The 13,319-nt window shown below is 74.7% G+C and carries 7 protein-coding genes; 6 read left to right on the top strand and 1 reads right to left on the bottom strand.

What is annotated here, in order from left to right; translation table 11 throughout:
* Positions 1-2: 2 nt before the first annotated feature.
* The 6 genes from infB to ACIRO3_RS00105 all read left to right on the top strand — a co-directional run bounded on the left by infB (position 3) and on the right by ACIRO3_RS00105 (position 10,388).
* A complete protein-coding gene (gene infB, locus ACIRO3_RS00130) occupies positions 3-3,134 on the top strand; it encodes a translation initiation factor IF-2 (RefSeq protein ID WP_361771507.1) in 3,132 nt (1,043 codons plus the stop codon).
* Positions 3,135-3,325: 191 nt separating this feature from the next.
* Positions 3,326-3,619 carry a DUF503 domain-containing protein gene (locus ACIRO3_RS00125; RefSeq protein ID WP_365997997.1) on the top strand — a complete coding sequence of 98 codons (294 nt, stop codon included), beginning with the start codon at positions 3,326-3,328 and terminating at the stop codon, positions 3,617-3,619.
* A 27-nt stretch (positions 3,620-3,646) separates the two neighbouring features.
* Entirely contained in the window at positions 3,647-4,096 is a 450-nt protein-coding gene (rbfA, locus tag ACIRO3_RS00120) for a 30S ribosome-binding factor RbfA (protein ID WP_361771509.1), read from the top strand.
* Positions 4,093-5,001, top strand: coding sequence for a tRNA pseudouridine(55) synthase TruB (gene truB / locus ACIRO3_RS00115; protein WP_404131213.1), 909 nt, complete (start codon positions 4,093-4,095; stop codon positions 4,999-5,001). The genes rbfA and truB overlap by 4 nt, the downstream gene beginning before the upstream one ends.
* A gap of 413 nt (positions 5,002-5,414) precedes the next feature.
* Positions 5,415-9,269 (top strand): trypsin-like peptidase domain-containing protein, encoded by a 3,855-nt coding sequence (locus ACIRO3_RS00110; protein ID WP_404131211.1) that lies wholly within the window; start codon positions 5,415-5,417, stop codon positions 9,267-9,269.
* Positions 9,270-9,431: 162 nt separating this feature from the next.
* A complete protein-coding gene (locus tag ACIRO3_RS00105) occupies positions 9,432-10,388 on the top strand; it encodes a bifunctional riboflavin kinase/FAD synthetase (RefSeq protein ID WP_361771512.1) in 957 nt (318 codons plus the stop codon).
* Positions 10,389-10,481: 93 nt separating this feature from the next.
* Here the strand turns inward: ACIRO3_RS00105 and ACIRO3_RS00100 are convergent, their stop codons facing one another.
* Complete coding sequence (locus ACIRO3_RS00100; RefSeq protein WP_404131209.1) at positions 10,482-12,911, bottom strand: SCO5717 family growth-regulating ATPase; 2,430 nt, start codon at positions 12,909-12,911, stop codon at positions 10,482-10,484.
* Positions 12,912-13,319: the final 408 nt, after the last annotated feature.

The following is a 13,319-nucleotide window of genomic DNA, read 5'->3' as shown; positions in this document are numbered from 1 at the left end:
AAGTGGCTAAGGTCCGGGTATACGAACTCGCCAAGGAGTTCGGGGTAGAGAGCAAGGTCGTCATGGCCAAGCTCCAAGAACTCGGTGAATTCGTACGTTCGGCGTCCTCGACGATCGAGGCGCCTGTCGTACGCAAGTTGACTGACGCACTGCAGGGGCCCGGCGGCAACGCCGGCAAGTCCGCTGCAAAGCCCGGCGCGCCCCGCAAGGCAGCGCCCGCCAAGCCCGCAGCGCCCTCCCCGGCCGCTGCGGCACGTCCTGCCGCCCCGAAGCCCGGTGCACCGGCCCCCAAGCCGGTCGTCGCCGAGGCTCCGGCCGCCAGTACCCCCGCCCCGGTGACTCCGGCCGCATCCGGCCCGCGTCCCGGTCCCAAGGCTCCGGCCGCCCCGAAGCCCGCTCCGGCGGCTCCCGTGGTGACCGAGTTCTCCGCGCCTCCGGCGGCCCCGGCCGCCCCGGCGCGCACCGAGCGTCCCGCCGCCGCGGCCCCCGGCCCCCGTCCGGCGCAGCAGCGTCCGGCCCAGGGTCAGGGCGGTCAGCCCGGCGCACGTCCCGGCGCCCCGCGTCCGGCCGGATCCGCCCCCGGCGGTCCGTCCCAGCGTCCCGCCGGCGGTGCCGGTGCCCCGCGTCCGCAGGGCGCCCGTCCGGCCGGTCCCCGTCCGGGCAACAACCCGTTCACCTCTGGTGGCTCCACCGGCATGGCGCGCCCGCAGGCGCCCCGTCCGGCCGGCGCTCCCCGTCCCGGTGCCCCCGGCGCCGGTGGCGGCCAGGGTGCTCCCCGTCCGCAGGGCGGCCCCGGCGGCGCCCCGCGTCCGCAGGGCCAGGGTGCCGGTCGTCCGACCCCGGGCGGCATGCCCCGTCCGCAGGGCGGCGCCCCGCGCCCCGGTGGTGCTCCCGGTGGTAACCGTCCCAACCCGGGCATGATGCCGCAGCGTCCCGCTGCCGGTGGTCCCGGTCCCCGTCCCGGCGGCGGCCCCGGTGGCCGTGGTCCCGGTGCGGGTGGTGCCCGTCCCGGTGGCGGCGCAGGTCGTCCCGCGGGCGGCGGCTTCGCCGGTCGTCCGGCCGGTCCGGGCTCGCGTCCCGGTGGCGGTGGCGGCTTCGGTGGCCCCCGTCCCGGTGGCGGCGGCTTCGGTGGCGGTCCGGCCGGTGCCGGTGGCGGCGGTCGTCCCGGCTTCGCCGGGCGTCCCGGTGGTCCCAACGCCCGTGGTGGCACGCAGGGTGCCTTCGGCCGTCCCGGTGGTCCCGCGCGTCGTGGACGCAAGTCCAAGCGTCAGAGGCGCCAGGAGTACGAGGCCATGCAGGCCCCGTCCGTCGGCGGCGTGATGCTGCCGCGCGGTGGCGGCGAGACCGTGCGCCTGTCGCGCGGTGCCTCCCTCACCGACTTCGCGGAGAAGATCAACGCCAACCCGGCGTCGCTCGTCGCCGTGATGATGAACCTCGGCGAGATGGTCACCGCCACGCAGTCCGTCTCCGACGAGACCCTCGAAATGCTGGCCGGCGAGATGAACTACGTCGTTCAGATCGTCAGCCCGGAGGAAGAGGACCGCGAGCTCCTCGAGGGCTTCGACATCGAGTTCGGCGAGGACGAGGGCGGCGAGGAATTCCTCATGCCGCGTCCGCCGGTCGTGACCGTCATGGGTCACGTCGACCACGGTAAGACCCGACTGCTCGACGCCATCCGCAAGACGAACGTCGTTGCGGGCGAGGCCGGTGGCATCACGCAGCACATCGGTGCGTACCAGGTCGGTACCGAGGTCAACGGTGAAGAGCGCAAGATCACCTTCATCGACACCCCGGGTCACGAGGCGTTCACCGCCATGCGTGCCCGTGGTGCCAAGTCGACCGACATCGCGATCCTCGTGGTCGCGGCCAACGACGGCGTGATGCCGCAGACGATCGAGGCGCTCAACCACGCCAAGGCCGCCGGCGTTCCGATCGTCGTCGCGGTCAACAAGATCGACGTCGAGGGCGCGGACCCGGTCAAGGTGCGCGGTCAGCTCACCGAGTTCGGTCTGGTCGCCGAGGAGTACGGCGGCGACACGATGTTCGTCGACATCTCCGCCAAGCAGGGTCTGCACATCGACTCCCTGCTGGAGGCCGTCGTCCTCACCGCCGATGCCTCGCTCGACCTGCGCGCCAACCCGGAGCAGGACGCTCAGGGTATTGCGATCGAGTCCCACCTCGACCGCGGCCGCGGTGCCGTCGCGACCGTCCTCGTGCAGCGCGGTACCCTCCGCGTCGGCGACACGATGGTCGTGGGCGACGCCTACGGCCGAGTGCGCGCCATGCTCGACGACAAGGGCAACAACGTCGAGGAAGCGGGTCCGTCGACCCCCGTCCTGGTCCTGGGTCTCACCAACGTCCCCGGCGCCGGCGACAACTTCCTCGTCGTGGACGAGGACCGTACGGCCCGTCAGATCGCCGAGAAGCGTGCTGCGCGAGAGCGCAACGCCAACTTCGCCAAGCGCGTCCGTCGTGTGTCCCTCGAGGACCTCGACTCCGTGCTCAAGGCCGGTCTGGTCCAGGAACTCAACCTCATCATCAAGGGCGACGCGTCCGGTGCGGTCGAGGCTCTCGAGTCCTCGCTGCTCCAGCTCGACGTCGGTGAAGAGGTCGACATCCGGGTCCTGCACCGCGGTGTGGGTGCGGTCACCGAGTCCGACATCTCGCTGGCGATGGGCTCCGACGCCATCGTCATCGGTTACAACGTCCGTGCGGCCGGTCGCGCCGCGCAGATGGCGGACCGCGAGGGTGTCGACGTCCGCTACTACTCGGTGATCTACCAGGCCATCGAGGAGATCGAGGCGGCCCTGAAGGGTCTCCTCAAGCCGGAGTACGAAGAGGTCGAGCTCGGTACGGCGGAGGTCCGCGAGATCTTCCGCTCGTCCAAGCTGGGCAACATCGCGGGTGTTCTCATCCGCTCCGGCGAGGTCAAGCGCAACACCAAGGCGCGGCTCCTGCGCGATGGCAAGGTCATCGCCGAGAACCTCACCATCTCCGGTCTGCGCCGCTTCAAGGACGACGTCACCGAGATCCGCGAAGGCTTCGAGGGCGGTATCAACCTCGGTTCCTTCAACGACATCAAGATCGACGACGTCATCGCGACGTACGAGATGCGCGAGAAGCCCCGCGCGTAAGCGCGAGGCGGTTCGCACCGTGTCGTAAGGCGTAAGGCTCGAACGGCCGAAAGGTCGTACGAGTAGCACCGGGGCCGGTCGGCGGAATATCCGTCGATCGGCCCCGGCCGTTGCGTGTACGGTTCTGGTGATCCTGCCGAGCGTTGGCCGGCAGGCCACCGAACCCGCACCGGCGGGACATCCGGAACTGCATGTACGTGGGGACTCTGTCCTTCGATCTGCTCCTCGGCGACGTTCACTCGCTGAAGGAGAAACGCTCCGTCGTCCGGCCCATCGTCGCCGAGCTCCAACGCAAGTTCTCCGTGAGCGCGGCAGAGGTGGGCGACCAGGACCTGCACCGCAGGGCCCTCATAGGGGTCGCCCTGGTGAGTGGGGACGCGGGGTTCGTGTCGGACGTACTGGACCGCTGCGAGCGGCTGGTCGCGGCACGTCCTGAAGTGGAGCTGCTGTCGGTACGACGGCGGTTCCACGGTGATGAAGACTGACTGCAAGACAAAGAAGGAGACGGACCAGTGGCCGACAATGCGCGGGCGAAGAAGCTGGCGGACCTCATCCGGGAGGTGGTGGCCGAGAAGCTGCAGCGCGGTGTCAAGGACCCCCGCCTCGGTACGCACGTGACCATCACGGACACCCGGGTCACCGGCGACCTGCGGGAGGCCACGGTCTTCTACACGGTCTACGGGGACGACGAGGACCGGGCCAGCGCGGCAGCGGGCCTGGAGAGCGCCAAGGGCGTTCTGCGCTCCGCGGTCGGTCGGGCGGCGGGAACCAAGTTCACGCCCACCCTGACCTTCGTGGCGGACGCCCTCCCGGAGAACGCCAAGACCATCGAGGACCTCCTCGAGAAGGCGCGGACCTCCGACGCCCAGGTGCGCGAGGTCTCCTCCGGCGCGACGTACGCCGGCGAGGCCGACCCGTACAAGAAGCCGGACGAGGACGACGAGGACGCAACCGCGGAATGAGCACCGACGCAGGGAAGACTCCGGACGGCCTTGTCATCGTCGACAAGCCGTCCGGCTTCACTTCGCACGACGTGGTCGCCAAGATGCGCGGGATCGCCAAGACCCGTCGCGTGGGCCACGCCGGCACGCTCGACCCGATGGCCACGGGCGTACTCGTCCTCGGCGTCGAGAAGGCCACCAAACTCCTCGGCCACCTCGCGCTGACGGAGAAGGAGTACCTGGGCACCATCAGGCTCGGGCAGGACACCCTCACGGACGACGCCGAGGGCGAGATCATCTCCTCCGCCGACGCGTCCGCGGTGACCCGCGAGGCCGTGGACTCCGGGATCGCCAAGCTGTCCGGCGAGATCATGCAGGTCCCGTCCAAGGTCAGCGCCATCAAGATCAAGGGCGTTCGCTCCTACAAGCGAGCCCGGGACGGCGAGGACTTCGAGATCCCGGCGCGGCCGGTGACCATCTCGTCGTTCCAGGTGTACGACATGCGTGACGCGGAGGCCGAGGACGGCACCAAGGTCGTCGACCTCGTCGTCTCCGTCGTCTGCTCCAGCGGTACGTACATCCGGGCCCTCGCCCGCGACCTGGGCGCCGACCTCGGCGTCGGCGGCCACCTGACGGCGCTGCGGCGCACCCGGGTGGGCCCGTACAAGATCGACCGGGCGCGGACGCTCGACCAGCTCCAGGAGGAGCTGACCGTCATGCCGATCGGCGAGGCGGCGGCCGCGGCCTTCCCGCGGTGGGACCTGGACGCGCGGCGCGCCGGGCTGCTCGCCAACGGCGTGCGGATCGAGATGCCGGACGAGTATGAGGACGGCACGACGGTCGCCGTGTACGGCCCGCGGGACCAGCTGCTCGGGCTCGTGGAGAGCAAGGGCGGCAAGGCGAAGTCGCTCGCGGTGTTCGTCTGACGGACGGTGTTCGTCTGCGGACGCGCGGGCGGGTCGTTCGGCCCGGTGCGTCGTGCGGCCCTCGGGCCGCGCGGCGGGCCGGGCCCTTCGTCTTTCGAGACGGCCGCCCGCCGTGACCGCGTCTGTCGTGACGGCGTCTGTCGGGATGTCCGTCTGTCGTGACGGGCGGGTCGTGTTCCGTCTCGCGGGAGTTTGTCGTGGAGCGGCGAGCGCCCATGAACTGCCGCTCACCGCTCCACGACCCCCCTCGGGTAGGTCTCTATCCACCCGGAGTCCTTTATTCACCCGTCCGAGCAGGCGCTCGGAGTGAATGGAGGGAGCGTAAGGGGGCGCTTTCGCCTCGTGTGCTTTTCCCGCTGATCTTCACCTGCCTACCGTCATGAGCACGGGTACGGCGGGGGAGTGGTGCGGCAATGACGGAGCTCGTCAGGATCTGCGATCTCGCCGGGCGGGTGCGGGGCAGCGGCTTCGTCGCGGACGACCGCGGCACGGTGATCACCAGCCACGAGGCGGTGGACGGCCTGGCCCGGGTGGTGCTGCACGGCCCCGGGGAGCGCACGTGGCTCGCCGAGGCGCGGGACGTGACCCCCCTGCCGTGGCTCGCGCTCGCCCTGGTCCGCACCGACGGGCTGGGGCTGCGGCCCCTGCCGATCGGGACGCGCCCGGCGATCGCTCCCGGGACGTACGTACGGATCCCCGCGCGGGGGTGGCGACAGGCGCGGGTGCTCTCGGCGGGCGCGGAGGTCACGTACACCGCGACCGACCGGTTCCACGTACTGCCCGCCACGGTGGAGCTGGCGATCGGCACGGCCGGCCGGGACGCCCTGGAGCTGGGCGGGGAGGCCTGTGGGGGGCCGGTGCTCGACGCCGTGACCGGAGCGGTGCTCGCGGTGGTGGGCACCGCTCTGCACGCCGAGCACCGCTCCGCCGGGTTCGCGATCCCCCTGCGCGCGGCGGCCGAGGCGGACCCCGGGGGCCCGCTGGCCGCCCTGCTGGAACGAAACGCCGCCACCGTGCCCGGACACGGCGCCGACCTGAACCTGGCGGGCGCGCTGGAGCTGACCGGCACCACGTTCCCGCCGGCGCTCACCGCCGACGGGCCCGAGCCGGTCGAGCGCCCCGGGATCGCCGCCGAACTGGCCGCCTTCACCGCCTCGGACCGGCCCGTCCTCGGGCTGATCGGCGCCCCCGGCACCGGCCGCACCACGGCGCTGGCCGTCCTGACCGCGAGCCGGGCCCGCGGGGACCGGCCCGCGCCCACGCTGTGGCTGCGCGGGGCGGACCTGCGCGCGGGGGACTCCTCGTTGGCCGACGCCGCGCAGCGGGCGCTGGCCGCGGCCCGGCGGATCGTCGCCGCGGGCGCGGAGGCAGGGGTGGAAGCCGAGACGGAGGCGGGGACGAGCTTCCTGGCCGGGGCGGTGAGCGGAACGGCGCCGGAACCCGGCAGGGTGGCTGCCGCCGTCCCGGCCGCGCCGGTCGCCTTCGCCGGCGTCGGTAGCGCCGCCCCGGCCGCCGCGGGCATTCTCCGAGCGGTCCCGGAGCCCGGCGCCGCGCCCGGAGCCGCGAGCACCGCCGAGCGGATCGCCCGGCTGGCCGCCGACGCCGGATGTGCGCTGCTGGTGGTCCTCGACGGCCCGGAGGAGGCGCCGCCGCGGCAGGCCCCGCGGCCGGCGCCCTGGGCCGAGGCCACCGCCCGCTGGCTCGACGGCATCGGGGCCCGGCTGGTCGTCGCCGCCCGGCCGGAGTACTGGGAGCGGGCCGGCGCCCTCTATCCGCCCGGGGCGCTGTACACCCCCGCCCGCCCGGCCCGGCGGCTGCCGCCCGCGCTGCCGGTCGGCGACCTGACCCCGCAGGAGGCGGACGCGGTCCGCGCCCGCCTGGGCATCCCCGCCGACGCGGTGCGGGAAGTCGACGCCCGGCACCCCCTCACGCTGCGCCTGCTCGCCGACGTCCGGGCCGCCGAGGTCACCGCGGGACGGCCCGGCCGCGACGAGGTCTTCGCGGCGCACCTCGACCTGTCGGCGCTGCGGGTGGCCGTGCGGATCGCGGCCTCGGGCACCGGCGCGCCGGAGCCGGGTCCGGGCGGAGCCCCGGCCACGCCGCCGGACGCCGGTGGGCCGAGGGGAGCCGGGGCGGGCTGGTTCGGCGGACTCGGCGCGGCCGGGTCGCGGGTTCGCGGGGCGGGGCTCCCGGCGGGCCCCGACACCACGGGCCCCGCCGATGCACCCGCGCTGACCGGCTCGGTGTGCGCCGCGGCCCCGGCCGGCGGGGGCGAGTCCGGGGCGTGGCACCCCCACGGCCCGGGCGCCGGCGGGCAGGGGCCGGGCGTGTACGGGCCCGGGGTGCGGCGGCTCGCCGCCCGGGTCGCCGGGCGGGTGCACGAGGCCGCCCGTCGCTGCCTGGGGCCCGGGCAGGGGGAGTTGGACCGTACCGCCTTCGAGGAACTGTTCCCCTGGCGGACCGGGTGGGCGTCGGCCGTACTCGCCGAGGGCCTGTTGGTTCCCGCCGGGACGGGGTACCGCTTCGCCCACGAGGAACTGTCCGACTGGCTCCAGGCCGGACACCTCGACGTGCCGACCGCACTGGACGCCCTGGTGCACCTCGGGCCCGCCACGACCGGCCCGCCCGTGCCCCGCCACCGCGTCGGACCCGTCCTGGAGGCGCTGCTCAGGCTTTCGCCGGCGGAGACCCGAGGGGCGCTGACCCGGCTGGTGGAGGCCCTGAACTCCCTCGCGGAAGCCGAACCGGAGCCGGAAGCGGAGCCAGAACCGGAGCGAGAAGCGGAGCGAGAAGCGGAAGAGCGGGCGCAGGACGAGGGGGAGCGGGCGACCGGGCCCCGGGAGGACGGCCGCGCCGACCGGGTCTGGTGGGCGTCCCGACTGCTCCGCGAGAGCCTGCTGCGGATCCCCGACGCCGCGTCGTACCTGCCCGTCCTGCACGCTCTCGCCGAACACGTCGCCCGCGCCGGCCCCGGCGACTTCGAGGGTTGGTTCTGGAACCGGCTGCGGCTGCCCGAGTCCGACCGCCTCGACCTGCTGCGCCGGCTGCTGCCCTCCGACCACCGCTTCCTGGAGGTCGCCGCCCGACGGCTCGCCCGCGACCCGCTGCTCGTCCAGCCGCTGCTCTGCGTCTGGCTGACCGACGAGCGCCGGTTGCGCGGTCGCCCCGGGGCCACCGTCGCCACCGCGGCCCAGGCCCTGCTGCACACCCACCGCGCGCTCGCCGTCGACGAACTGGCGGAGGCCCTGGTCGGTGCGGCCCATCCGCGTGCCGACGAACTGCTCGCCGTACTCGCGGAGGACGAGCCCTCCGCCCTGTGCCGGGCCGTCCACCGCTGGGCCCACGACGAGCGGCCCGGGCGCCGGGTCGCGGCAGCCGCGTACGGGGCGACCACCGCCCCGCACGTGCGCGCCCCCGCCGACCGCGAGCTGCTGCGCCGCGCGGCGCAGGCGCTGCTGGCCCGCCCGGCCGACTCCACCCTGCACGGCAGCGCCCTCGGGATGCTGCTCCGCGATCCCCAGGTGCGGGCCCGGTACCTGCCCGACGCCCTCGCCTGCTTCCGCGATCCCGAGGGCGGGGCCCGGCTGCCCGCCTCGGCGTTGGTCGCCGCGCTGCCCGTGCTCCCCGACCCGGACGCCGTATTCGCCGCCCTGCGGGCCCGCGTCGACGGGGAGGTGGTGCGCGCCCTGGCCGCGCTCACCACGCCGGGCCTGGCCCGCCGCGCGGGTGACCTCGTACGGGAACACCTCGCGCGGCACCCCGAGGACGCCCCGCACGCGGCCGTGTTCGTGGACCGGCGCCTCGACCAGGGCCTCGCCGCTTCGCCCGTGCTCCGCCCGCTCGTCCTCGACCTGCTGCGGACCGCCCCGACGGGGGTCCGGGTCGCCCTGGCCCGGGTGCTGGCCGCGCCGGGCGGGGAGGCCTCGTACGTGCTCCGGGGCGAACTGGCCGACGTACTGCTGCGGGAGGAGAACGACCCGGCGGTGCTCGACGCCTTCCTCGGGGCGCTCGCCGCCGGGGTCGGCGCGCGGCCGGAGGAACGTACCCGCGAGCTGCTCCGGCGCACCGGCCGCCGGCTGTTGGGGGCGCCCGGGGGTCCGGCGGTGTTCGAGCACCGGACCGTGGAGCTCGCCCGCGCCGATCAGGCCTTCGGGACCGTCGTCGCGCGCTGGCTCGGCGCGTCGGGGGTCGAGGCGGCCGCGCTGCTGGGGCCGAGTGCCAGACGTACGGTCGAGACGCTCAGCAGGGCGGCCCCCGACATCACGTGACGCGGCTCCGGCTCCCGACCTCGTGCGACACCCGACATCACGTCACGCGGGGCGCGGCCGGCCCGATGCCGATGCGGGCGCCCGGCCGACGGCATGGCAGTCTTAGACCTGCAATCGACATCAGGACAGGGACCATACGGGTTCGGGCGAGGAGCGGTCACAGTGCAGCGCTGGCGTGGCTTGGAGGACATCCCCCAGGACTGGGGACGCAGCGTCGTCACCATCGGCTCCTACGACGGTGTGCACCGGGGGCACCAGCTGATCATCGGGCGTGCCGTCGCCAAGGCCCGGGAGCTGGGCCTCCCGTCGGTCGTCGTCACCTTCAGCCCGCACCCGAGCGAGGTCGTGCGGCCCGGCAGCCACCCGCCGATCCTGGCGCCCTACGACCGACGCGCCGAGCTGATGTCCGGCCTCGGGGTGGACGCGCTGCTGATCCTGCCGTTCACGGCGGAGTTCTCCCAGCTGTCCCCGGCCGACTTCATCGTGAAGGTGCTGGTCGACAAGCTGCACGCGCGCGCCGTCATCGAGGGACCGAACTTCCGCTTCGGCCACAGGGCCGCCGGGAACGTCGACTTCCTGCGCGAGTTGGGCGCCACCTACGACTACGAGGTCGACGTCGTGGACCTGGTCGAGCGCGGCGAGGCGGGCGGCGGGGTGCCGTTCTCCTCGACGCTGGCGCGCCGGCTCGTCGCCGAGGGCGACATGGACGGCGCGGCCGAGATCCTCGGCCGGCCGCACCGGGTCGAGGGCGTCGTGGTGCGCGGCGCGCAGCGCGGACGCGAACTCGGCTACCCGACGGCGAACGTCGAGACCCAGCCGCACACCGCGATCCCCGCGGACGGGGTGTACGCGGGCTGGCTGACGGCGGACGGCGAGCGGATGCCGGCGGCGATCTCGGTGGGGACGAACGTGCAGTTCGACGCCACCGAGCGGACCGTCGAGGCGTACGCGATCGACCGGATCGGGCTGGACCTGTACGGGATGCACGTGGCCGTGGACTTCCTCGCGTACGTGCGGGGCATGGCCAGGTTCGAGAACCTGGACGGGCTGTTGGAGGCCATCGCCGACGACGTGAAGCGGGCGCGGGTGCTGACCGACGCCTACGACGCGGAGCGCTGAGCCCCGCCGCACGCATGACGTGAGGGCCCGTACCGTCCTGGGGACGGTACGGGCCCTCCGTGCTGCCGGGCGAGCCCGAGACCGTGCCCGCCGTCAGCCGAGCCGGGGGTCGCGCGGCGGACCACCCGGCTGCGGCGGCTGCGGCGGCTGTTGGCCGGGCTGCTGCCAGGGCTGACCGGGCTGCGGGTACGGCCGGTCGTAGGGCTGCGGGGCGGCCGGCTGCTGCTGGTAGGGGGCTTGCTGCTGGTAGGGGCCCGGCGCCTGCGGAGCCTGGGCGGCCTGCGGGGCGCCCCAGTGGTTCTGCGGGGCCTGCTGCTGGGCGCGGACGAAGTCCTCGGCGACCAGCGCGGAGAGGTTGAAGTACGCCTCGCGCGTCTTGGGCCGCATCAGGTCGAGGTCCACTTCCGCGCCCGCGGCGAGGTGCTCGTCGAAGGGCACCACGACCACGCCCCGGCAACGGGTCTCGAAGTGCTGGACGATGTCCTCGATCTTGATCATCTTGCTGGTCTCGCGGACCCCGGAGATGACGGTGAGGGAGCGGGACACGAGATCGGCGTAGCCGTGTGCGGACAGCCAGTCGAGCGTGGTGCTGGCGCTGCTGGCGCCGTCCACGGACGGTGTCGAGATGATGATCAGCTGATCGGCCAGGTCGAGGACCCCGCGCATGGCGGAGTACAGGAGCCCGGTGCCCGAGTCGGTCAGGACGATCGGATACTGGCGCCCCACCGTCTCGATGACGCGCCGGTAGTCCTCGTCGTTGAAGGTCGTCGAGACCGCGGGGTCCACGTCGTTCGCGATGATCTCCAGGCCGGAAGGGGCCTGCGAGGTGAACCGGCGGATGTCCATGTACGAGTTCAGGTACGGGATCGCCTGGACGAGGTCCCGGATCGTCGCACCGGTCTCGCGGCGCACCCGGCGGCCGAGGGTGCCGGCGTCGGGGTTCGCGTCGATCGCCAGGATCTTGTCCTGCCGCTCGGTGGCGAGCGTCGCCCCGAGCGCGGTCGTCGTCGTGGTCTTGCCGACGCCGCCCTTGAGGCTGATGACGGCGATCCGGTAGCACGACATGACCGGCGTACGGATGAGCTCCAGCTTGCGCAGGCGCTCCGCCTCGGCCGCCTTGCCGCCGAACCGGAAGCCCGAACGCGTCGGCTTGGGCTTCTGCTTCGCCCGCAACAGACGGTCGGAGGACAACTCGACGGCGGCGGTGTAGCCGAGCGGGGCCCCACCGGTCGCCTGACCGGAGGGGTACGGGGGCTGCTGGGGGCCGTTCGGCCACTGCGCGCCCGAACGGGGGTCACCGTAGGGCGGCTGGGGCTGCGGAGGTTGGGGTTGCTGCTGAGCCGGAGCGGGGGCCGGAGCCGGGGCGGGCGGGAAACCGTAGCCCTCGGGCGGGGCCGGGGGCTGCCGCTGCCGGTCGGCGGCGGCGGGCGGGAAGCCGTAGCCCTGGGGGGCGGCGGGCGTGCCGAAGGCGGGCGGCTGCGGAAGTTCACCACCGGGTCCCCCGTAGGGGTTCTCCGCGGCGGGGGCCGGCGCGTCCGCGGGGGTGAGCGGCGGGGCGTACGGCCCGGGCGCGGGCTCCGCGAAGGGAGCCTGCGGGGCGCGGTCCTGGTAGGGCCCGGCCGACGGCACCGCGTCGGCGGGAGCGGCGAGCGGATGCGGCGGGGGCACCGGGGCCACCCCGTCGGCGGGTGCGGCGGGCACCGCCGAGTCGACCGGCGCGGGTACCGGAGCCGGAGCGGGCGTGGGGCCCGGGTACGGCTCCGGCGCGGGAGCGAAGTACGGGGGCGCCGGGGGCTCGGACGACACGGCGGGCGCGGCCACCGGCGCGGGCGAGGCCACGGGAGCGGGCGGGGCCGGCGCCGGCTCGGGCGCCGAGGCTTCCGGCGTCACCCCGACCGGCGTCACCCCGACCGGCGGCGCCTCGACTGGTGTCACCCCGACCGGCGGCGCCTCGACCGGCGCCGCCTCGGGTGCGGGCGGGGCAACCGGCTCGACGGACCCCGCGTACGGGGGGACCGGCGCCGGAGCCTGCGAAGCCGGCTCGACCGGCTCCGCGACCGGCGCGGGGACCTGCGGGTAGGCGGGCGCCGGCTCGGGCGCGAGCGCCGGAGCGGGGGCCCCGACCGGACCCGGGTACGCCGGAGCGGGGGCCTGGGGCTGGTGGGCCGGGGGTTCCTCGGGCGGCGCCGCCTCGACCCGGGGCGGCTCGGGAGGCGTCGCCTCGGCCCGCGTCGTGAACGTGGCGGGCGCGCCGTGGTCGTCGGCGGGGCGCCGCGGCGCGGGCGGTGCGATCCGCATCGTGGCGGGCGACGCCACGTCCGACGGGCTGTGGGGTTCGAACCCGCTGCCCTCGGGCAGCCCCGGCACGGACGTGGCCGGAGCCGACGGCGCACCCTGCGTGTACCAGGCCGGCGGGGTGTAGTCGATGGTGAACTCGCCCGTCACTTCGGGCTCCGCGTCGGACTGATCGTCCGTCGGGACGTCCCATGTCCCGCCGCGCCTCTCGTTCCGATCGCCGCTCACTGGTCCTCCTGGTTTGTCGAACACCGCACAGGCGCCCACCTCGACGCCGCGCCCGCACTCAGCCTAATGGCGCCCCATCGCGCGGCCCGCCCCCGCGGGGGCCCGCGGACCGGGGGCACCACGTCCCTCCCTACAGGTCGGCCGGGCGCTGAGCAACCGTCACCGGCACCCGGTCACCCCATCCGGGGGCTCCGAACGCCCCGAGGCACGGCACCCGCGCCGGGCGGCACCACATCACGCACCCGCCCCGCGTACCCACATCAGGCACCCGTGACGCGAACCCGCACCGGAAACCCGCCCCGCGTACCCACATCAGGCACCCGCCCCGCGCACCCGCCCCGCGTACCCACATCAGGCACCCGTGACGCGCACCGCACCGGATACCCGCCCCGCGCACCCGCCCCGCGC

Origin of the sequence: Streptomyces sp. NPDC102278 (assembly GCF_044766345.1) — a bacterium.
GTDB lineage: Bacteria > Actinomycetota > Actinomycetes > Streptomycetales > Streptomycetaceae > Streptomyces.
This window is presented reverse-complemented; position numbering and strand designations above follow the sequence as displayed.

Coding starts and splice junctions, on each gene's coding strand:
- truB (WP_404131213.1), top strand. CDS start 4,093: ATGAGCACCGACGCAGGGAAGACTCCGGACGGCCTTGTCATCGTCGAC.
- ACIRO3_RS00110 (WP_404131211.1), top strand. CDS start 5,415: ATGACGGAGCTCGTCAGGATCTGCGATCTCGCCGGGCGGGTGCGGGGC.
- ACIRO3_RS00125 (WP_365997997.1), top strand. CDS start 3,326: ATGTACGTGGGGACTCTGTCCTTCGATCTGCTCCTCGGCGACGTTCAC.